Source organism: Paenibacillus sp. J22R67 (assembly GCF_059692175.1).
This window is the reverse complement of record NZ_JCAUAX010000008.1, coordinates 298,699-322,528: the sequence shown is the minus strand read 5'-3', so window position 1 is coordinate 322,528 and position 23,830 is coordinate 298,699. Positions and strand designations below refer to the sequence as shown.

The 23,830-nt window shown below is 46.8% G+C and carries 13 protein-coding genes; 12 read left to right on the top strand and 1 reads right to left on the bottom strand.

Annotated features, from left to right (window positions below):
- The first annotated feature begins 3 nt into the window (after positions 1-3).
- The 11 genes from AC58VC_RS27190 (at position 4) to AC58VC_RS27140 (ending at position 21,698) form a co-directional block, all read left to right on the top strand.
- The gene (locus AC58VC_RS27190; RefSeq protein WP_497373249.1) at positions 4-1,014 is read left to right on the top strand and encodes an S-layer homology domain-containing protein; all 1,011 of its coding nucleotides are present in this window, start codon (positions 4-6) and stop codon (positions 1,012-1,014) included.
- 28 nt (positions 1,015-1,042) lie between these two features.
- Positions 1,043-5,395: an alpha-L-arabinofuranosidase family protein gene (locus AC58VC_RS27185; protein ID WP_497373247.1), complete on the top strand. Its 4,353-nt coding sequence runs from the start codon at positions 1,043-1,045 to the stop codon at positions 5,393-5,395.
- A 92-nt stretch (positions 5,396-5,487) separates the two neighbouring features.
- Positions 5,488-7,443: a glycoside hydrolase family 127 protein gene (locus AC58VC_RS27180; RefSeq protein ID WP_497373245.1), complete on the top strand. Its 1,956-nt coding sequence runs from the start codon at positions 5,488-5,490 to the stop codon at positions 7,441-7,443.
- Positions 7,444-7,525: 82 nt separating this feature from the next.
- Positions 7,526-9,349 (top strand): sensor histidine kinase, encoded by a 1,824-nt coding sequence (locus AC58VC_RS27175; protein ID WP_497373243.1) that lies wholly within the window; start codon positions 7,526-7,528, stop codon positions 9,347-9,349.
- On the top strand, positions 9,342-10,862 hold the full coding sequence (locus AC58VC_RS27170; protein ID WP_497373241.1) for a response regulator: 1,521 nt from the start codon (positions 9,342-9,344) through the stop codon (positions 10,860-10,862). The genes AC58VC_RS27175 and AC58VC_RS27170 overlap by 8 nt, the downstream gene beginning before the upstream one ends.
- A 153-nt stretch (positions 10,863-11,015) precedes the next feature.
- Positions 11,016-12,494 carry an ABC transporter substrate-binding protein gene (locus tag AC58VC_RS27165; protein ID WP_497373239.1) on the top strand — a complete coding sequence of 493 codons (1,479 nt, stop codon included), beginning with the start codon at positions 11,016-11,018 and terminating at the stop codon, positions 12,492-12,494.
- A 71-nt stretch (positions 12,495-12,565) separates the two neighbouring features.
- Positions 12,566-13,504, top strand: a complete 939-nt coding sequence (locus AC58VC_RS27160) for an ABC transporter permease (RefSeq protein WP_161410176.1) — start codon at positions 12,566-12,568, stop codon at positions 13,502-13,504.
- Between the two features lie 29 nt (positions 13,505-13,533).
- Complete coding sequence (locus AC58VC_RS27155) at positions 13,534-14,451, top strand: carbohydrate ABC transporter permease (RefSeq protein ID WP_497373237.1); 918 nt, start codon at positions 13,534-13,536, stop codon at positions 14,449-14,451.
- 54 nt (positions 14,452-14,505) lie between these two features.
- A complete protein-coding gene (locus AC58VC_RS27150) occupies positions 14,506-15,825 on the top strand; it encodes a glycoside hydrolase family 125 protein (RefSeq protein ID WP_497373235.1) in 1,320 nt (439 codons plus the stop codon).
- Positions 15,822-18,962, top strand: a complete 3,141-nt coding sequence (locus AC58VC_RS27145) for a beta-galactosidase (RefSeq protein ID WP_497373233.1) — start codon at positions 15,822-15,824, stop codon at positions 18,960-18,962. Before AC58VC_RS27150 ends, AC58VC_RS27145 begins: the two co-directional genes overlap by 4 nt.
- Positions 18,963-18,965: 3 nt before the next feature.
- Positions 18,966-21,698 (top strand): alpha-mannosidase, encoded by a 2,733-nt coding sequence (locus AC58VC_RS27140; protein ID WP_497373231.1) that lies wholly within the window; start codon positions 18,966-18,968, stop codon positions 21,696-21,698.
- A gap of 220 nt (positions 21,699-21,918) precedes the next feature.
- Here AC58VC_RS27140 and AC58VC_RS27135 read toward each other — a convergent pair whose 3' ends face one another.
- A complete protein-coding gene (locus AC58VC_RS27135) occupies positions 21,919-22,263 on the bottom strand; it encodes an ArsR/SmtB family transcription factor (RefSeq protein ID WP_497373229.1) in 345 nt (114 codons plus the stop codon).
- 118 nt (positions 22,264-22,381) lie between these two features.
- Between AC58VC_RS27135 and AC58VC_RS27130 the strand changes: the two genes are divergently transcribed.
- Positions 22,382-23,758, top strand: coding sequence for an MFS transporter (locus tag AC58VC_RS27130; protein WP_497373227.1), 1,377 nt, complete (start codon positions 22,382-22,384; stop codon positions 23,756-23,758).
- Positions 23,759-23,830 lie beyond the last annotated feature (72 nt).

Sequence of the window (23,830 nt, the reverse complement as noted above, 5' to 3'; positions counted from 1 at the left end):
TTAATGACACGTAAACTGTTTTCATTTAGCTTAGCTCTTCTGCTATTCACTACCTGGTTGCTGCCACAAACGCTGTTGGCGGCAGATTCTCCTTCTTTTTTCCTTGAGATGAGCGACAAAACGAACGCTGGCAAAGAGGTACAGGTTACCGTTAAGGGCAAAAATCTGACGGATGTATTTGCTTACGAATTCATCTTGCAGTTTGATTCCAAGCGACTGTTATTTAAGGACGGCAAGAGTGCGATATCTGGCTTTACCGTCAGTCCCATTGTAAAGGGTGATCAGCTAACTTTTGCACATACGAAGGTTGGTCTTTCACCAGGACAGAGTGGAGATATCACGTTCTTCACGCTTAATTTTGAGGCTATTGAAGAGGGAGATGCCCTTATTCAGATAAAAGACGTGAAATTAATCGACTCTGATTTGAAGATGACTTCGCAAAAAGCAGAAACGCTGGCAACCATACAGATCGGCCAGGTACTTCTGACTGACATTGACGGGCACTGGGCAGAAGCTTCCATTCGGAGAGCCGTCAGTCTTGGCATCGTCAAAGGGTATGATGACGGAACGTTCCGTCCGGAGCGTCCAGTAACTCGGAATGAGTTTGTCACGATGTTAATGCGTGCGCTCAAAGCACCTGCAAGTGATAGTAAAGAGCTGACTTTTGCCGATCTTGATAGGATCCCGCTGTGGGCATTAGATTCCTTATCAGCAGCCGTTAAACAGAATGTCATTAACGGTTATGAGGATAACACGTTCCGTGGTGATAACCAGATTACCCGTACGGAAATGGTAACGGCTATAATTCGTGTGCTCGGCTTGAAGACAGATCTAGAGGAGAATACGTCTTTTGCAGATTACGAGTCGATTCCAGCATATGCCAAAGGATTTGTTGCAACAGCAGCTAAGACTGGTTTAGTACAAGGGAAAGAAAACAATGCCTTCGCTCCTAACGATCCTACAACGCGGGCAGAAGCGGTAACTTTAATCCTTAGAATGCTGGATACGAAATGATCATTGTCAAATAGAAAGGTGATGTATCGTGAAACTTTTTACTAAAGTATGTTCGGCATTCATGTCTTTCGTGATTGCGGCTCCTTTACTTGCATCCACCGGAACCGTTCTAGCAGCCGATCCTGTCGATTACCAACTGGATGTGAACACGGCACAGCGTGGAGCTACCATAAGCCCAAACTTAAATGGGATTTTCCTGGAGGATATTAACTACGCTGGTGATGGAGGGCTATATGCCGAGCTTGTTGAGAACCGTTCGTTTGAATTTCTTTCCGCAACGGGAAGTACAGCCAATTCGACACCTGCGCCACTTTTTGCCTGGAAATTGATACAAACTGGAGCGGGTGCTGGCACGATTACTGCACAGAAAACAGCTCCATTAAATGCGAAGAATCCAACTTACCTGCAACTGACTGTCACTGCACCTGGTGATGGCGTTGGATTTTCGAATGATGGTTATGATGGCATGTCCATTAAAAGTGGCGACAATTACGATTTCTCCATGTACTTGCGCAGCAGTGATGCGTTAACTGAACCGCTGACAGTTAGTGTCATGGATCAGGCAGGGACACAATCCTATGGCGAAGCGCAGATTGCAGCTTCTGGGATCAAGGGCACATGGAATAAGGTCACGGCAACGATTCAGGCGACTGGATCTTCTGCGAATGCAAAGCTGTTCATAAAGACCAAAAATATCGGTCGAATCGATATCGATATGGTTTCTCTATTCCCTCAGAAAACATGGAAGAATCGTCCAGGCGGGCTGAGAGAAGATCTTGTGCAGATGCTTGCCGATATGAATCCCAAATTTCTAAGATTTCCAGGTGGAGCTATTGTTGGCGGTAAAAATATGGCCAATGCGTACAATTGGAAAAACACAATTGGGGATATAGCGGAGCGTCCTAATAACATCAATTTCTGGTCAACGGCAAACCGTGGCGAGAAAGGGGCTGCGCTAACTCAAAATCAATCGGGCGGCTTAGGTTTCTATGAATACTTCCAGTTGGCTGAGGATCTCGGTTCGGAGCCGCTGCCGGTTGTCAATGTCGGCATGGTAGAGCAATTCCTGGTGGGTGGTCCTAACACACCACTGAATCAAATTCAACCTTACATTCAGGATGCGCTTGATCTCATCGAGTATGCCAACGGAGATATTTCTACGGAATGGGGCGCTAAGCGCGCAGCTGCCGGACATCCAGCACCGTTCAATCTGAAGTATATGAGCCTTGGGAACGAACATTGGGGACAGGATTATTATGATCGATATCCCTTGTTCTACGATGCGATTAAAGCCAAATATCCGTATATGAATCTCATTTTTTCAACTGGCGGCAGTGCGGATGTAGCCGCAGGCTGGAATTGGATGAACGACCCAAGTAAAGGGAAGGGCAGAGCCGAAGTCATCGATGAGCATTATTACACGAATGCTTCCTTTATGCTGAACAACACCAACAGGTACGATAGTTACGACCGTAATTCCAAGCAGGTATTTGTAGGTGAATACGCGGTTAAAAATGATGCTGGCTCAGCCAATAATGGCGATGGCAATACAGGCAACTCCATGAAAGGCGCACTTGCTGAAGCGGCTTACATGACTGGTTTAGAGCGCAATGGGGACATTGTGAAGTTTGCTTCTTACGCGCCAACTTTTGCTAAGCTCGGAAGCGCAGGAGGAAATACGTACACACAATGGTGGCCAGATCTCATTTTCTTTAATAATTCACAAGTCTATGGAACGACGTCCTATCAAGTTCAGAAGTTATTCAGCAGTAACACGAGCAAAAGCTCTTATGTACTGCCAAGCACATTATCCAAACCTAACACGAGTGCCTTAGCGGGTGTTTACTCGGCAGTCAGCAAGGACCTTACTAACGGTGATATTGTTGTGAAGCTGGTAAACAATTCTAGTGCTGCGCAAAACACTCGTATTCATCTGGATGGGATCAGCGCAGCCAACCTATCAATGGAAGGAACGGCAACGGTACTTGCCGCTAACGCTTTGACGGACGAAAACTCGTTAGCAAATCCAACAAAAGTTGCCCCGCAAACAAAAGCTATCTCATCTGTAAGTCCATTATTCGACTATAGCTTGCCGAAATATTCGGTGACAGTTTTGCGTTTACACACAACAGGTGAGAATCCACTCGACATTCTTAGTATTCCGTGCATCACACTAGATGCTGTAGTAAACAAATCACCGAAATTACCGACTTCCGTAACAGCCATTCTCAAAAATGGCACGACGACAAAAGTAGCTGTTACCTGGGATCCTGTAGATGTTTCCAAGTTTGCTAAGGTAGGCAATGTATTTATCGTAAATGGTGTAGTTCCTAGTACATCTGAGAAAGCGATGGCGATCGTAACGGTTATTGGAACTCCGACGTTAACGAGCATAGATTCGGTTGCTGTCTCTACCAGAGCGGGGGTAGCACCGTTCTTACCAAGTACTGTGAAGGCTAACTATTCCGATCAGAGCAATGATTATGTTGCGGTCATATGGGAACAGCCGGATGCAACGAAGTATGCGCAAGCAGGAACTTTCACGGTGGAAGGAACGGTTGCGGGTACGACGCTGAAAGCCGTAGCGAACGTGACAGTAACACCAGGCCCGGCGGCAGGAACAGACTTAATGCTCTGGTACAAATTTGACGAGGGCAGCGGAACGACGCTAACGGATTCGTCAAATAAAGGGAATACCGGAACGTTGAAGACGACTACGGGAGGATCAGCTGCTTGGGTAGCAGGAGGCCATGACGGCGCAGGATTGAACCTGAACGGCGGCAAAATTGACGCCGGTACCAGCCGAGATTTGCAGCCAGCGGATATTACCGTTTCCTTCTGGTTCAAGCGCACAGCCAGCATTAGCGGCGAACAAGTTGTCGCATGGTTCAAGCCAAGTGGCAATTATGCAGGTCAAGGCTTTTTCATCACACTCAATGGCGCAATTGTCATGATGATTGACGGAACGAACTTATTCAAGGTCGCTCAAACACCGAATACCTTTTTCCCATTAAATGAATGGACGCATGTCGCGTTTACCTTTAACTCCGTTACCAAGCAAAGCGCTGTTTACAAAAATGGTGTGGCCCAGCAAGTTGTGGTTGAGGGAGCTCTGAATAGTATTACGCCAACTAACGACCCTAAACTACTTGGCGTTAGCGGTTATGCAGATGGTGCACCGTTAAAAGGCGGCGTTATGGATGATTTCCAAATTTATAATTTGGATAAGAGTCCACAAGAAGTTCAGACCATCTATCAAGGGAAACAAATTGCTAGCCTGAACGAGATCAACGTAACGACGGAAGCGGGAACAGCTCCAGTATTACCGTCAGTTGTTACAGCAGTGTATAGTGACTCCTCAACATCGCTTGTAAATGTCACATGGGATGCGGTTGATCCATCCAAGTATGCACAAGAGGGTTCATTTGTTGTCAATGGTGCAGTTCAAGGAACAGCTGTTAAAGCAAAAGCGAATGTGACTGTCGTTTCAGCAGGTATCACGGCAGCTTCGTTAACAGGCCCATCTTCCGTTGGCAGCTCTCAGAGTTTTGATTTAAGCATTGGGGTTAATAAACTACGTACCAGCTTCACTACGTTGAATTTGGTGCTGAATTACGACCCAAGCAAAGTACAATTTGAAACAAAAACGAATAGCAACGGCACGCTTTCCTTGGCAGACAATGTGCTCAGCGCTGTAAGATCTAATTTCCGAGTGCTGGATACGGGTGTAAAAGCGGATAAAGGCCAAATTATGATCCTTATGGCCGGTGAGGGATCCAATAACGAAGTCAGCGAGTCTGGTCCGCTGTTAACCGTTCACTCTCGTGCTCAAGCAGTTAGTGAGACGGTAACTACTAGTGTGTACATCTCCGACTTCGAAATATCGAAAGACGGTGTAGGTAGAACAGTAGAAGGCGCCACTCATGCCTTCCAAATAACAGTAGACACTCAAAACGTGGATACAGCGGCACTGAACGCTGCAATCACGCAAGCACAAGGCAAACTTGACACTACGAAGGAAGGTACAACAATCGGATCGTACCCGGTTGCAGCGAGAACCGCCTTGCAGGCAGCTATCAGCAGTGCTCAAGCGATTTCTAACAGCTCATCTTCTTCGCAAGGTCAAGTGGATGCAGCGGTAGTCAGCTTGCAAGCTGCCGTACAAACTTACATCTCCACATTCATTACATTAATACCGGGTGCAACAAGTATTACAATAAATGATTTGTCCTTAATTTCTAAGTATTACGGAACGAAGTCCACGGATGCCAATTGGCCTCTAATTGAGAAAGCAGACATCTATCATAGAGGTGTTATTGACGTTCAGGTACTGGCGGCAGTGGCAAAAATGATTTTGGATGACTGGTTAACTCAGGAATAATTTATTACAGCAGGGCAGACCTGTCATCCTAGGATGACGGGTCTACCTGTGATTTCTATTGATTCTATTATGAAACAAAGGGGAACCCATACATGACTTTGTCCACTGCAAGACCTGTTCCATTGAAACATATTCAGATTACAGATGATTTCTGGTCTGAGTATATCCGTTTGGTTCGTGAAGTTGTTGTTCCCTATCAGTGGGAAGCGTTGAATGACCGAATTGAAGGTGCAGAGCCAAGCCATGCGATGAAAAATTTTAAAATTGCAGCAGGATTGGAATCTGGCGAGTTCTATGGCATGGTATTTCAAGACAGCGATGTTTCGAAGTGGCTGGAAGCCGTAAGTTATTTATTGGAGACAAGTAAAGACGCAGAGTTGGAACAATTGACGGATGAGGTCATCGATATTATTGCCAGGGCGCAGCAGAAGGATGGTTACTTGAACACCTACTTTACGCTCAAAGAACCTGAGAACAGGTGGACGAATCTTGCCGAGTGCCATGAGTTGTACTGTGCAGGTCATTTTATTGAAGCAGCCGTTGCTTACTACAAGTCGACAGGGAAGGGAAAAGTTCTGGATGTGGCTTGCCGTCTAGCCGACTGCATTGACCAGGTATTCGGTATAGGGCCGGATAAATTGAATGGGTATGACGGGCATCAAGAAATTGAGTTAGCACTTGTAAAGCTGTACAATGTCACACAGAATGAGAGATATTTGCGATTAAGTCAGTTTTTTCTGGACGAAAGAGGAAAAGAGCCGAGCTTTTATGAAATGGAGTATCATCGCCGGAATGGAAAGGTCCATTTTCCAGCGTTAGATATTGTTCACGATCGTGCTTACAGTCAAGCCCATAAACCGATTCGAGATCAAGACACGGCAGAGGGGCATGCGGTTCGCGCCGTTTATATGTGTACGGGGATGGCCGATGTAGCGGCGGCAACAGGGGATGCAGAGCTTCTTGATGCTTGCCGTCGATTATGGAGGAATATTGTCAGCAAACGTATGTATATTACTGGCGCAATTGGTTCGATGGAATATGGTGAGGCATTCTCACTTGACTATGATCTGCCTAACAATACAGCTTATGCGGAGACTTGCGCTTCGATCGGCTTGATTTTTTTCGCTCAGCGCATGCTGCAAATTGAGGCAAGAAGCGAGTACGCGGATGTCATGGAGCAAGCCCTCTACAATACCGTTATCAGTGGAATGTCACGGGATGGGAAGCGATTTTTCTATGTGAACCCGTTAGAAGTATGGCCGGATGCCATCGGTAAGAATCACACGGTGAACCATGTGAAGGCAGAGCGGCAAGGATGGTTCGGATGTGCTTGCTGTCCACCGAATATTGCACGTTTGCTAGCTTCGTTAGGTCATTATGTATATAACATTCAAGGAAGAACGATCTATGCGAACTTGTATATTGGCAATCAAGCGACCGTGGATATCGAAGATCAGCAAGTCAAGATTAAGCAGCAGTCGCAATTTCCTTGGGACGGGCTTGTACGTTTTCATATTGATGTTGAGCAGGAGACCGAGTTCACCTTAGCGCTGCGCATACCGAAATGGTGCCGGGAGGCGAAGCTAATTGTTCAAAATGAATTGGTTTCACTTTCTGATGTTTGTGAGAATGGTTATGCCTACATCCAGAGGAAATGGCAGCCAGGCGATCATGTAGAACTAGATCTGTCGATGTCAGTTAACCGGATGACGGGCCATCCTCAGGTGCGTGAAACCATTGGCAAAGTAGCGCTTCAACGCGGACCATTGGTGTATTGCATGGAAGAAGCCGACAATGGCCCGAACCTGCATCAAGTTCTATTGCAGCGGCAACCGGACTATCGGATTCAATTTGAGTCAGAGGTTTTAGGTGGCATGCAGACCATCTCCGCACCTGCCAATCGGTTGGAATCAAGTGAGTGGGGAGACCAGTTGTACATGGCCAGCGCGGAAACCCAGCTGAAAGAGGTTGTTGTGAAGTTTATTCCGTATTATGCATGGGCCAACAGAGGGCGCGGCGAGATGTCCGTCTGGGTAAAAGAGAAGTGATTGCTCGCTAATCCGTCTGTTTTCCTGTGCAGCTCCCAACATGTTATAATGAACCCGATTAACAGCAGGAGATGATAGTCTGATGGGGTTCATGAAAATTTATCTAGCCTACCTGAAAAATAACTTGTTCATGAGACTGCTGCTCCTGTTCTCTCTGATTACGATTATTACGATTATTTCCTTTTCCTTTTTCATGTATCGCTCCATGTCGCAAGCCGCGATCAATCGTGAGCTGGATGTACAGAAGAAGGCCATGATGAATGTTAACAATTATTTAGGGCAGAAGTATGACTCGGCGCAGTCCATTCTATTTGGGTTATATCGGGATAGTTCGCTGGCTGCGGGCGTGTCCTTCATGCTGCAGCATCCCTTTCAAGAATATGTGCAGCATAGCCTTGAACAGAATAATTTAGGCGGAAACAGCACATGGAATGATGGTTTGGAGTATTTCAAAAACCACGTGGAAGATGACGAGGATATTCGCAATTTGATGTTGTACAGTGTGGACCAGCAGGTCTTATACGTTCTAAGTCACAATCGGCCGATGCGGATGATCACCACGAACGCAGCGCACTCCTATATTCCGGAAGTCATGGCGCTTGATAGCAAAAGTGTCTCACTTCCGAATATTTGGGTGCGCGAAGCCGCGGATCAGTGGGACAACCATCTATATGCCGTACGATCACCGATTAATGATAAGCAAACATTGAAAAACATCGGTCAGCAGCTCGTGTATTTCAGCTCTGACAGCATTTGGAAAGTGTTATCCGATGAGCAAAAAGATTTGAAGGGGGCGATTCTCGTCCTGTCGTCAGATGGAGGCGTGTTGTTCGACTCCTCTGATCAGTATTATGGACAGCCCTACCCGTATATGGATCAAGTAAATGCGATGTACGAGCGCAGCGATATGAATAAAACGAATTATGTGACGAAGCTTACGCAAGCCAAAGGGGATTTCATCGTCGTCGGCCTGATGCCCAGAGAAGAGCTTTCAGCTTCTTCGTGGCGAATTGGGAGCACGATTTTTTCAATTAGTGCCGTTTGTATTTTCTTCGCTATTTTGCTGCCATCGCTCGTCGTGCTGAATGTCGCGAAGCGAACTAACCTGATTATCCGCTTCACACGGAAGGTCAAACAAGGCGATTTGACCGCACGAATTCAGGACACTCGAGAGGACGAGCTAGGTCAGATTTCTCGCAGTTTCAACGAAATGATTGACGAATTGAACCAATATATCGACCGGGTATATAAAGCGGATATCAAGCAGAAACATACGGAATTAACGGCCCTGCAAGCCCGTGTTAATCCTCACTTTTTATACAACACGCTGGAAGTGATCCGCATGCGGGCGATTTCTCAAGGCGCGCATGACGTTGGCGAAATGATCTACAGCTTATCGGCGTTATTCCGAAGTTTTGTCCAGCAGAAGAAAATGTACACACTAAAGGACGAATTGGAAGCCTGCCGCTTATATTTAGAGCTGTTTCAGATTCGATATAAAGATAAATTTACGTATGCAATCGAGTGGGATCGGAAGCTGGCTCCCATTCGTATCATGAAAATGTCGCTGCAGCCTATTATTGAAAATTATATCGTGCATGGGCTGCGCAACGAGAGCACTGACAATGAGCTGCACATTCGTGTGAATCAAATAGAGGAATTCCTACACGTTCAAGTGGCAGACAACGGAAATGGGGTAAGTCCCGACCGTTTGAAAGAGATTGAGCAATTCCTCCGAGCGGAGGAGTCGGAAGAGGAATCTTTTGGTCTGCGAAGCATTAATCAACGACTGAAGCTTCTTTACGGAAGTAAATATGGCTTAGAGCTGCGAAGCACACCAGGGCATGGAACGACCGTAGATGTATGGTTGCCTGTAGACGGCGGAAAGGAGGATTACGATGTTTAGAGTTTTCATTGTTGATGACGAACCATTTATTGTTGAAGGCTTGTATGACATCATCGATTGGGCGGAAGCTGGGCTGGAAATCGTCGGCCATGCCAGCAACGGGCAGAAGGCATTGGAAGCTTTACAGGAAACGTCTGTGGACATCTTATTGACGGATATCTCCATGCCTGTGATGAATGGGCTTGATTTGATTCGTCATGCCAGGGTGCACCACCCGGATTTGAAAGTAATCGTGCTCAGCGGATTTGATGAATTTTCTTATTTAAAAGAAGGCATGATGCTCGGCATCGAAAATTATTTGCTGAAGCCTATTAATATCAAAGAACTCCAAGCAACCCTTCTCAATACCGTTGAGAAGCTGAACTCTTTTAAAGAGACATCTCTGGTTCAAGCCTATAGTAAGCAAATTTTGAAGGATAATACCTTACAGCGGTGGTTGACGCATCAGATTGCTCCGACGGAATTCTACGAACGAGCGGATCTACTGGGCATTAATCTGGATTGCACGTATATGACAGTCTCCGTATTACGGATAGAATCCGATGCCGCGGAGGTTTTTGAGACCCTCTCACAGCGAGTAGAAGCTTATGACTGGTTGACGTCCTTCTATGATATGGATGGAGATATCGTGCTGCTTGCTGCTATGAATGATGTTGATCGCGGCAGAATGGAGTTAAAAGATATACTGCGGCTTTTTCAAGTCGATCTACATGAACATTTGCTTCGGATTACGGTAGGCAGCGTAGAGGAGCTTCTTGACCAAACAGGAGAAAGTTACGCAAGCGCGAAGAAAGCACAGGAGTATTTCTGGGTTTACCCAGAGCTCTACATGATCGATGTTAGCGAATTAGAGTTCCACGAAGGTCATCCAAAGGTGGATTTCTCGATCATTGACTGGTCCTCCTATGCCAAACTTGTCGTGGGCAAAGATCAAGAAAACTTAAGGCTGCAAATTCAAAGTGATTTCAAGCGGATTCAGGCGCTGCCAGGAATTACGCCACAAGATTTTCAGGATATTGCTTTTGAGATGGTGATTCATTTTAAAATGGAACTGAAAGCGATCCGCCATACCGAAGATCAGGACGTGTACAATCAAGCCTTTCAACAAATCAGGAGCTCTGTGACGCTTGACGATCTGGAAAAAGCGATCCAAGACGTGGCGGAAATGACGGTTGGCTTATTAATATCCGACGTTCGAAGCCCGATTGTGCAGCAAGTATTGAAATATATCCACGAATCGTATGCGGATGAGCTTTCTCTCAAAATGTTAGGTGCGCACTATCATATTCACCCCGTCTATTTAGGACAGCTATTTCACAAAGAAATTAATGAGTCGTTTACGGAATATATCAATCGGTACCGAATCGAGAAAGCGAAGGAACTGCTCAAAACCACCCATTTGAAGGTTCATGTCATTGCCAAAGATGTGGGCTATTGGGAAGTCGGTTATTTCTATAAACAGTTCAAAAAGTATGTGGGGATATCCCCAACCGATTATAGAGGACTGCTCTAGGGAAAACTGGAGTGCAGTCCTTTTTTTGTTTTTTCTTTGATTTGTACATGCTTACATTTAATTTATCGTCTATTTGTAAATGCTTTCATGAGGTACTGTAAATATAGCCCCTCGGGCGTATACAATAGAGCACGAAATAGGGAGGATACACAAATGAGCAAGATCAAGAAACGATTGGTTGCGACACTTGGACTTACGCTTGCAGCTTCAATGGTGCTTAGTGCCTGTGGAAGCAAAGATGCTGGCGATACGAAAGGGGCAGGCACTCCAGATAAGCCAGTAGAGTTAATTTGGTACACAATTGGAACGCCGCAAAAAGACGTTGACCGCGTTATGGCTGAAGTTAGTAAATACACGGCAGAGAAAATTGGCGTAACCGTAAAAATGAACATGATTGATTGGGGCGATTATCCGCAAAAGATGCAGGTAATGACGGCTTCCGGTACACCTATGGACATTATGTTCACGTCTTCATGGGCATTCGATTATGTGCAAAACGCGCGTAAAGGCGCTTTCAAGTCGATTGATGAGCTTCTCCAAAAAAATGGACAAGGCATCGTCAAAGCATTGGACCCAGCTTTCTTGAACGGCTCTAAAGTAGATGGCCACAACTATGGTGTGCCTGCGAATAAAGAGCTTCCCGCACAAGATGTATGGCGTTTTAACAAAAACCTGGTTGATAAATACAACTTAAATATCGATAACGTAAACTCAATCGAAAGCTTGGAGCCACTCCTGAAAGCGATTAAAGAAAAAGAACCGAATGTTTATGGCTTAGCTGTGGACAAAACGTTCATGCCTTATGTGCCATACGACTATGTGATTGAAAAAATGCCTATGGCTGTGAAAGTAAACAACCCGGATTATAAAGTCATCAACATTTTGGATACACCAGAAATGAAACAGGCGCTTCAAGCGATGAACAAATACTACAAAGCAGGTTACATTCCAACAGAAGCTGCAACGCTTAGCTCTTTAAATGATGTTCAAGTGACTGGCAAATGGTTCGCGGACAAAGCGACAAATCAGCCTTTCGCAGACAACCTATGGTCAGCAAGCTATGGTTATCCTGTTGTTTCCAAGCAAGCAAGCCCAGCTTTGATCTACAACTGGTCCGTCATGGGTTCCATGCAAGCGATCTCAGCAAACTCCAAGTATCCTGAGAAAGCAATGGAATTCCTAAACTTGCTGAACACAGATCCAACTCTTCGCAATATGGTTGATTCCGGTATCGAAGGCGTTCATTACAAAAAACTTGATAACGATAAAATGGAAAACTTAGCCGATTCCAAAAACTATGATATGCCAACCTTCGCGCTTGGTAACGTTTTACTGACGTACAAAGACAAGAAAGATCCTGAGAACAAATGGGAAGAGTTCAAAAAGTTTAATGACACTGGCGTACCAGCACCGCTTCTTGGTTTCAACTTCGATCCTTCAAAAGTGACGGCTGAAATCGCTGCCGTTCAAAACGTAAAAGAAGAGTTCTGGGCAACATTGATGACAGGTACCGTTGATCCTGATAAATTCATTCCTCAAGCTAACGAGAAGTTCAAAGCGGCTGGTCTGGACAAAATCATCGCGGAAGCACAAAGTCAGATCGATGCTTGGAAAGCAGCAAACAAAAAATAGGATAGGATTCGGATTAGGCGAATGTCACGCATTCGCCTGATCTTTTTAATCTTATCGTGAGGGGTGATTTTATGAATAGAATAGGAGCATTTCTAAAAGATGTTAAACAGAGTAGAGTGCTGCTGCTGATGGCATTGCCAGCGACGCTTTGGTTCCTGTTCTTCTCTTATTTACCAATGGCCGGTATGGTGATTGCGTTTAAGCAATATCGCTATAGCAGAGACGGCTTTTGGGCAAGCATTGTAGAAAGCAAATGGGTAGGACTGCAAAATTTCAAATTTCTTTTCAGTACAAATGACGCTTATATTATTACGCGCAATACGCTGCTTTATAATATTGTTTTCATCGTTGCAGGGCTCGTGCTTTCGGTGGCGTTAGCCATTGTCTTATCGGAAATTGTCAACAAGAAGATGGCGAAACTGTACCAAACCGGGATGTTCTTGCCGTACTTTTTATCCTGGGTCATTGTAGGGTACTTCGTGTTTAGCTTTCTTAGCTTTGATAAAGGGATGCTCAATCATATTCTCTCGGCGTTCGGAGTCGATCCGATCCGGTGGTATAACGATAAAACGTACTGGCCTCTTATTATTATCTTCGTATATCTATGGAAGTCTGTAGGTTATAGCAGCGTTGTTTATTTGGCAGCCATTATGGGAATTGATAAGTCTCTTTATGAGGCTGCCATGATTGACGGTGCAAGCAAATGGCAGCAAATTAAGCACATCACTTTCCCTATGTTGAAGCCGCTGATGACTATTCTTACGCTGCTCGCGATCGGACGTATCTTCTATGCAGATTTCGGATTATTTCTACAAGTACCAAGAGATTCAGGAACACTGTACTCCGTAACGAATGTTATTGACACTTATGTCTACCGCGGCCTCAAATCGACCGGTGAAATTGGAATGAGCACAGCAGCAGGTCTCTATCAATCTGTTATTGGCTTCATTCTCGTTATGACTTCCAACTATATTGTTCGAAAATTTGATAAAGATAATGCATTGTTCTAACGAATGGCAAGGAAAGGAGGAACTTTAAAATGATGGCTAAACCGATGAAAAATCGTGATTTTCATAAATTACCGCCGGCGTTGAATATCCTATTTAACCTCGTTGCAGGAATCTTTGCTTTGGCGTGTGTGTTTCCATTTCTATTTGTGACGATTATTTCGTTCACGGATGAGAAGTCGCTAAGCAGCAATGGCTATCGGCTCATTCCTGAGAAGTGGAGTCTGGAAGCCTATCGTTATTTGTTCAAAGCAGGAGACCAATTGCTTATGTCTTATGGGGTCACGATTCTAGTGACGGTCGTTGGTACGCTTGTCAGCTTGATATTGACGGCTACATTTGCTTATGCAATTTCAAGAAAAAGCTTTAAATTCCGCAATTTTTTCGGTTTCTTCGCCTTTTTTACGATGTTGTTCAATGGTGGCCTCGTGCCAACCTATATTGTTGTTACGCAATTAATGGGACTTAAGGATTCCTTGTGGGCACTCGTCTTGCCGCTTGCCGGAAATGCCTTCTACATCATGATTATGCGAACTTTCTTCGTCACGTCCGTGCCTGATGCGATCATTGAATCCGGGAAAATCGACGGCGCCGGTGAGTTTGGTATTTTCGTCAAATTGGTGCTGCCGCTTTCGCTTCCGGGACTGGCTACGATCGGCTTGTTCAGTACATTAGGGTACTGGAATGATTGGTTTAATGCACTGCTCTATATCGATTCACCCAATCTTGTGCCTTTGCAATCAATGCTTATGCGGATCGAGAACAGTATGCAGTTCTTGCTGCAAAATACGAGCAATCCATCCATTGGTGTGGGCTTGCTGCAATCGCTGCCGCAGGACACTTCGCGAATGGCGATGGTTGTGCTTGCAACGGGACCGATTATCTTCGCGTATCCGTTTTTCCAACGATACTTTATTCAAGGTTTGACTATCGGAGCAGTGAAAGAGTAAGACAGACGAAATCATACAACATTTGTTAATCATAACTATTTTGGAGGACTTACCATGGAACAATTCAGACTGCCGAAAATTCCAATGCCAAAGCTGGAATTGCCACAGGCGATTCAAGAGGTATTAGCGGAAGCCGAAGAGAAGCTGGCGCATCGTCCTAAGCTTCTGCAATTATTTAAAAACTGTTTCCCTAACACGCTGGAGACGACAACGAAGCTGATGGAGGACGGAACGACTTTCGTCATTACGGGGGATATCCCTGCCTCATGGTTGCGCGATTCCGTTGAACAGGTGATGCACTATGTACCGTTTGCCAAAAACGACCCGGATCTTCAACGCATTCTTAGCGGCTTAATTAAAAGGCATATGCAATATATTCATATTGACCCTTACGCGAATGCTTTTAACGAATCGGCAAACGATTGGCATTGGAACAAAGCAGATAAGACTGAGATGTCGCCATGGGTGTGGGAACGGAAATTTGAACTCGATTCCCTGTGTTTCTCGATGCGTCTGGCCTATGCCTATTGGAAGGAAACAGAGCTAACGGATATCTTCGATGCTGGCTTTAAAGCTGCGATGATTAAAATTTATGAGCTTTTCAAGACGGAACAGCATCACTTCGAGCAATCACCTTATCGTTTTACGCGGAATAACGGAATTCCGACCGATTCGCTGCGCAATAACGGGCTGGGGATGCCTGTAAATTATACCGGTATGGTTTGGTCAGGTTTCCGGTCGAGTGATGATGCCTGCGATTTCCATTACAACGTACCTGCAAATATGTTCGCGGTTGTTGCTTTGCGTCATATGCAAGAATTCGCGGAGTGGGTGTTCCGAGATATCGACTTCCTGAATGAGTTGAAAGCGCTGGAAGCGGATATTGATCACGGGATTAAACTCTATGGCATCTATCGTCATCCGGAGTTTGGGCCCATCTATGCTTACGAGACCGACGGCTTCGGCAATTACTGTTTGATGGATGACGCAGGTACACCTGGACTCATGTCGATTCCATACCTGGGTTATGTATCTGCTGACGATCCGATCTATCAGAATACAAGACGATTCGCGCTTAGTAAGGAAAATCCGTTCTATTTCGAAGGTAAAGTGGCGAAAGGGATCGGCAGTCCGCATACACCGGATAATTATATTTGGCATATGGCTTTGTCCATGCAAGGAATTACGGCCTCCACAGCAGAAGAGAAGATAGCGATGATCGCTATGCTCGAAGCGACGGACGCAGACACTGGCTATATGCATGAAGGCTTTCATGTCGATGATCCAACCATTTTTACGCGCAAATGGTTCGCTTGGTCGAACAGTCTGTTCTCCCAGCTCGTGTATAAAGCGATGAAGGAAGGCTTGCTATGAGCCCAAGTCGCCCTATCGTCATTTTCTATGATTCGGATTTCCCGATCCGTGCATCACTTGAAGTTCCGACGTCAAAGCTGACAGCGCAAGGCGCAATTCTTGCAAATGCTGACTCACTTGCTGAAGTGCTTCGGCAAGCGGAGGGAGGATGCTTCGTTAATCTGCACGCTCCGTATTTCCCTAAATCCGCTTGGCAGGACATTCTAGCGTTCTTGAAGCGCGGCGGAGGATTACTCAGCGTCGGCGGAGCAGCCTTCAAGCGGCCAGTTCGCCGCGAGGGTGACGGCTGGCAGGTGGAAACGGAACAAACTGCTTATCATCAGCAGTTATTCATCCATGAGATGCTTCGGGTCGAGTCGAGTCCGATTCTCAGCTATGCGGCTTTAGATACTTTGCCGCTGCTGAAGGAGCAAGAATCGTTGTTCGCAGTCGCAGACACATGGAATATGGTGCCGCATACGACGCGCAACAGTGATTTACCTCATCAAATGGGTGCAGCTGGAACGATGAGCACGCAGATTTTTCCTCTCCTAAAGGGCATCTCCAAGGAAGGCCGCGAAGTTGCAGCACCTGTTGTTCTATGGGAGAACTCCCGCGGCGATTTTGTGGGTTCGCGTTGGTTATTTGTCAATGTTCCGCTCAGCGCTGGGTTCTGGCATGATGGCGGAGCTCAGGCCTTGATCGCGTGGGCTGCATTTTGCGCAAAAGGGGTAACGGAGCTGTCGATCAAGCCGAATTATGCCAGCTATGAGCCTGGCGAGCATGCGGTGCTGACGCTTCAAACGCAGCTTATGGGAAGGAACGGAACAGAAGTCAAAGCGCCTTCTCAAACATGGAAGTTTGATTTAACTGTAGAACGCGAAGATGGCGATAGGGCGACCTGGACGCATCATGTGACAGCTGCAGTGAACAAGGAATTCAATATTGTGCGAATTCCAGTGCTATTAACGATTGAGCGCGGCTTGTATCGTGTAACGTGTGTGGCCGTGGCTGAGGATGGAGAGAGACGTGAGCTTCGCCAGGGCTTTTGGGGCAACGACCCCATTCTCCTAGCCGAAGGCACTCCGATCACCTGTGATCGCGATTACTTCATCAAAGATGGGCGTCCGCTGCCTGTAGTCGGCATGACGTATATGACCTCCGACGTCGCTCGCAAATTTCTCTTCCTGCCGAACGCGGACGTATGGGACCGAGATATGGCTCAGATGGCGAAAGCGGGCATTAACTGGATTCGTACAGGTATTTGGACGGCGTACCGTAATGTTATGCAAGTAGACGGCCATGCTTCCGAGGAAGTGCTGAGAGCAATCGATGCCTTCTTCTTAACGGCGAAAAAGCATAATCTGCAGGTGACGTTTACCTTCTTCTCCTTTACACCGGAGACCTGGGAAGGCGTCAATCCGTACTTGGATCCGCAAAGCGTAGAAGCGCAGAAGCGGTTTATCCGCTCGATTGTATCGCGTCACCGTGAGTCTACGCACGTGGATTGGGACCTGATCAATGAGCCTTCCATGTTCGATCCGGCGCAAATTTTTGCGAATGGACCTCGTTCCAGTCGGGACGCTTTCGAGCAGGCAGCGTTCACAGCTTGGCTCAAGCAGCGTCATGAAAGCATTACGCTCCTTCAAGAGCGGTGGAATATGTCGCCGCAGCAGCTTCCGACATTCGAAGCGGCTGTTGTTCCTGAGGCGGATGAAATCAACTTTGACGTGCAGGATATGCACCGGGCCAAAAAGGGAACCCGCTGGCTCGATTACTGCTTATTCTCGATGGATATGCATAATCGTTGGGCGAAGGAGCTTTACGATACAATCAAGGAAATTTGTCCGAATCACCTTGTCGTGGTCGGTCAGGACGAGGCGCTTGGTGCGCAGCGGCCGTCGCCGTTCTTTTACCAGGAAGCCGTCGACTATACGACTGTTCATTCGTGGTGGTTGAACGACAACCTCGTTTGGGACGGAATTTTTGCCAAAACACATAACAAGCCTAATGTCATTCAAGAAACAGGCATCATGTACGTGGAGACGCCTGATGGACGCGCCAAACGTTCGGAGAACGAACTGCGGAGTATGCTGGAACGCAAGTATGCCTACGCATTCGCTACCGGCGGCGCTGGCGCCATTCACTGGATTTGGAATACGAACTTCTATATGGATAATGCGAACGAATCGCATATCGGTGCGCTTCGCGCGGACGGCACGGAGAAGCCGGAAGCCGATGTTTCCTATGATTTCGGACGTTTTATGGCCGAAATCAGAGACTTATTCAAGGATCGGCAACTAGAAGACATTGCGGCGATTTTCCCTTATTCGAACGATTTCTCGAATCGGAAATTGGCCTTCGATGCGACCACGCGAATGATTCGTGTGTTAACGTACCAGATGAATATGCCGCTGCGAGCAGCTTCGGAGTATCATCTGGATGTGCTCATGGACCAACCGCCGAAGCTGATTGTGCTTCCGAGCGCGCATAACATCGATGAGCAGGCTTGGCATAAGCTGCTAGATATCGTCAAGACTACGGGGGCGACGCTGCTTGCAACGGGTCCGATAAGCCTTGATGCCTACTGGAAGCAAACGTCGCGCTTAACGGATGTACTGGGAGAAGCGGAGCTTCAGAATGTGCGCCGGGAAGAAATGCTGCTGCTGCAAGGCGCTAAGCTGCCGGTATCCTTTGGCCAGCGCCGCATTGCCGAGGTGGCGAAGGAAGTACGCACATCGAGCGCGGGTTCACCCGCTGGGGACGGCCGGGGAGATGCGGTCGTCGAGATTCCGCTTGGAGAAGGCAAGCTGATCTGGAGTCCGCTGCCCGTTGAGCTGAACGAACGGACGGACACCGTGCTTGAGCTCTATCGCTACGCGATTCAAGCAGCAGGCTGCGACAGCGGCTTGCATTGGAAGCAAGGCGGCGAAATCGCTGGCGTATACGGAAGGAAGCTGCGTTATCAGGAAGGATTCCTGTACGTATTTGTATCCGAATTTGCCTGGGACGCGGACATTGAAGTGACAGATACAGATAGCGGGGCCACCTATACTTTTACCTTGGAGAAAGAGCGCTCGGTGCTCTTTGCAGCAAATTCCGAGGGCGAAATTATTTCCGTATATCGGCCTGATGAAGTTCAAATTGAGAGGAGCTAAGCCATGAGCACCAAAAGAACAGCTCATATCATTTCCCATACACACTGGGATCGGGAATGGTATTTACCTTACGAGAAACATCATGTTCGCCTTGTTAAATTGGTGGACACTTTGCTGGATAAATTAGATAACGATCCGAACTATCGCAGTTTTTATTTGGATGGTCAAACGATTATTATAGAGGATTACTTGCAAGTCAGACCCGATCAGAAGGGGAAACTGGAAAAATATGTCCAAGACGGCCGGATTATCATCGGTCCTTGGTATATTCTGCAGGATGCTTTCCTCACTAGCGGTGAAGCTAATGTACGCAACATGCAGATTGGACATCAAGATGCGAGAAAATACGGCTCTGTTGCCAAAATCGGCTACTTTCCGGATACGTTCGGACTTGTCGGTCAAACGCCGCAATTGATGCAGCAATCCGGGATTACAAACGCGCTATTCGGCCGTGGGGTCAAGCCTACAGGCTTTAACAACACCGTCTCTGATGGCGATTATGAATCATCGTTCTCTGAACTGATGTGGGAAGGACCGGATGGTTCCAAGGTCCTTGGCATTCTATTTGCCAACTGGTACTCGAACGGTAATGAAGTTCCTGTGGATCTCGAAGACGCGAAGGCATATTGGGAGCGGAAGCTGTCTGATGCTGAGAAATACGCTTCGACAAGTGACCTGCTCTTCATGAATGGCTGCGATCATCAACCGATCCAGCTTGACTTGCCGGAGGCGATTCAAACCGCACGTGAGCTGTATCCGGACACGGTATTTATTCATTCGAATTTTAACGATTATTTGCAGTCTGTTCAGCGTTCTTTGAACCACGAGCTTTCTACAGTAAAAGGGGAGCTTCGCAGCCAACGCACGGACGGCTGGTCGACGCTGGTGAACACCGCTTCAGCGCGTGTTTATTTGAAGCAGATGAATCAGCTAGGGCAAGCGATGTTGGAGAAAGTTGCCGAACCACTGGCTGCTTTCGCACATACCCTTGGTGTTGGGGAGAAATACCCGCATCATCTATTCACTTATGCTTGGAAAACGCTTATGCAGAACCATCCGCATGACAGTATTTGTGGGTGCAGTGTAGATGAAGTGCATCGTGAAATGGTCACTCGCTTCGAGAAAAGCCGGCACGTGGCTGAAGCGATTGTGGCAGATAGCACCCGCGCACTTGCTGACGCGGTTGATACTACGAACTTTGCGGATACAGACGCGGACGCATTACCAGTGGTTGTTTTCAATACGACAGGTTGGGAACGTACGGGCGTTGTCACAATCGAGATTGACGCGCTTCGTCTATATTTCCGTGATGGCTATAAGCTTGAAGAAGCAAGCCGAATTGCTAAGGAAGCGGATATGACTGGGCGAGTACTCGTGGACGAGCAGGGAACTGAGCTTTCCTGCACCGTGGAAGATCTCGGATTGCAGTTCGGCTACGATTTGCCGGATGACAAATTCCGTCAGCCGTATATGAGCCGCAAGGTGAAGCTGACTTTTGAGGCGGAGAAGGTTCCTGCCTTAGGTCTGAAAACGTATGCTTGGGTGAAAAGGGAGTCGACGGTTGAGGGGGCTTCGCTACTAACTGGAGAGCGTGTATTAGAAAATGCCGCGCTGAAAATCGCAATTGCGGATGACGGATCGTTCACACTTGTGGATAAAAAGAGTGGCCGTACGTATCGCGATTTGGGTGTATACGAGAATACCGGGGATATTGGTAACGAGTATATGTACAAACAACCCGACGGCGAAATGCCGCTTACGACGAAGGGGACTGCCGCGCAAATTCGCGTATTGCAAGATACGGCTTATCGGGCTGCTATCGAAATCATTCACGAATGGGCCATCCCTGCGTCAGCCGATGAGAAGCTGGATGAAGAGCAGCGCGATCTGGTCTACTTCCCGCATCGTAAAGCACAGCGTTCCACGCGTATGGTGCCTATGACGATCCGTACGGTTGTTTCTTTGAGCCGTGGCGGCAAAGGCGTAGAGATCGAAGCGACATTCAATAATCAGGCAAAAGACCATCGTCTGCGGATGCTTTTCCCTACGGACTTGAACACGAGTGTTCACCAGGTGGACTCTATGTTTGAAATCCCGCAGCGGGGCAATAAACCGGCAACGGAATGGGAAAATCCGAGCAATACCCAGCATCAACAGGCTTTTGTTGATGTCAGTGAAGCGGGAGATGGCCTTGTTGTTGCGAACCTTGGTCTGAATGAATACGAAGTTCTGCAGGATGGACGCAATACGATTGCTGTGACATTGCTTCGTGCGGTTGGCGAGCTTGGCGATTGGGGCCTGTTCCCAACACCGGAGGCGCAGTGTTTAGGAGAGCACACGGTTCGCATGGAGATCATTCCGTACAGTGGTGATCCAAACATGCAGTCTGCTGCTTATGCGGAGGCTTACCAGTTCCAAATCCCGTGGATGTTGAGTCAGACGGGTATTCACACGGGAAGCATTGCTCCAACGTATTCACCATTCGCGTGGGAAAGCGGAGATATGGCTTTCTCCTCGCTGAAGATGAATGAAGGCACAGGCGATCTGCTGCTGCGTTGGTACAACATGAGATCTCACCCCGCTGAATTGAAGCTTAATTCTAATACGCCGTATTACTATTTCTATAAAAGCACGATCTTGGAGGAGCACGGTGAGCGTCTGGATACGGATGCTGCAGGACGTTTGACTCTGCCGGTTGGCCCTAGTGAAATTGTGACGATTGGGGTTTCCAGCTGAGTAAAATAATGGACTGAAAAGGAGCTAAGCGGCTTTATGCGCTTAGCTCCTTTTTTAACGTTGCTGTGCGAGGGAGAAGTGGTCGATTAGGCGCTTTCACTTATTCATGCGCATATTTGTCACACGCTTCCTGGTCAGCAGGTGAGAAACTCGCATTGCTGGCCATCCGTTCTCCAGCAGTTGTCGACCAGTCGGCCGCCACTCAGTTCCCCAGTGGCAGTCATCCCTGCTCTGGACAAAAAAGCCGCTTTTTCTCATCGGAAGCATCATAAGCAGAAAGAATAGATGTAAGCAAGCCTGGGAATCGTATTTCTAAATCCTCGGTTCGCAGCGATACAAGCCGCTGAGTGCCTTGGACGCGAATATTCACAACACCGGCCTCTCTTAAAGTCCGAGCATGGTGAGACATGGTTGATTTAACAACAGGTACTTGGAAGTCGCCGCAAGCTTGCTCGTTCAAAGTGCTGAGTTCAGAGACAACATATAAACGTATTGGATCACTCAAAGCATATAAGACGGTGGACAAATGAATGTCTGCGATATCTGGATGATGTAAATGTTTCATTCTAGAGCCCCCTTATTTATTTCGGGTTAACGATTGTATTATAGCATAACTCATGTTATTATTCTATTGTTCGATAATTATCGAATTATAATATTGGATGGGGAGGCGAATTAACGCCATGCAAAAGATACAGGAGAGAAACAATGAACAAGAGAGCAGTGGCATCAAAAAAGAAGGAGTCGTTCTCTTTCTACTCGGCTTAACGATAGTACTCGTCATCATGAACACGATGATGTTTAACTTAGCATTACCAGATGTGGCCAAAGCGTTCCAACTCACAGCTGCATCCACTTCATGGATCGTAACGGGTTATTCCATCGTATTCGCGATCTCATCTATTACTTATAGTCGGTTGGCCGATTTCGTTCCTATACGACGACTTTTCGTTATCGGAATCTTGTCGCTAAGTATCGGGGCCATCATGGGATTGTTCAGTAACAGCTTTGCTGTTCTGCTCATTGTCCGCATTCTTCAAGCCTCCGGAGCGGGTTCAATTCCAGCCTTGTCATTAGTATTATTATCCCGTTACATTCCTTTGGAACGTCGAGGTAAGGCGATGGCCTTGATCATGTCTTCGGTCGCGTTTGGACTCGGCTTCGGACCTGTTGTAGGCGGATTTATCGTTGAATTTTTAGGCTGGCATCTCTTGTTTGTCGTGACGGCGGTAACTTTGGTGCTCGTGCCTTTTTATATGAAGTTGATTCCAAAAGAAGAACCACGCAAAGGTTCCTTCGATGCACTAGGCGCGTTATTTATTGGTATAGGTACGACTGGACTTCTTTTATTCTTAACGAACCATTCAATCATAGCGCTCTTAGCCGGGCTTGTATCGATAGTTCTCTTTATTATTCGCATTCGATCCGCAAAAGATCCTTTCGTACTTCCGTCGTTATTTGCGAATCGTTCGTTTCTTATTTTAGGAGCAGTAGGGGTGGCCGCGTATTTGTGCAGCTTCGCAACCTTGTTCCTCATGCCCCAAATTCTTGTTAAACAGTATCACTTAAGTGCGATTCAAGCAGGTTTGGTGATTTTCCCTGGATCAGCTCTTGCGATGATCATTTCCCGTAAAGTCGGTCGTATCATTGATTCACGCGGCAACAGCTCAATCATTCGTTATACGCCGCTGCTTCTTCTGGCCTCTGTGATCCTTTTCGCCTTGTTCGAGGGCATATCGTTCTATTCCATTATGATCATCTACATGTTAATGAGCGTAAGTTATACGATCTTAACGAGCAGCATCTCCAATGAAATGTCGAGATTGCTTCTTCCTTCCCAGATCGCATCTGGACTTGGGTTATTTCAGCTCCTGCAATTTTTTAGCGGCGCATTTGGAGTTGCAGCAACGGCTAGTGCCCTTGTTTGGCAGAAGGATCTTCCATTAGCGCATGCTTACAGCAATATTTACTGGGGCCTTACGCTGATTGTGATTCTCGCCATCGTGTGTGCGATTGCGTACCTTCGGTCTACTTGGAGAAAAGCAGCACAGCCTGCCTAACATTCTTTAGAAAAATAAGGTTGGTCCATTGGTCTACTAAGACTAAGGATCAACCTTATTTCTATGTAAATT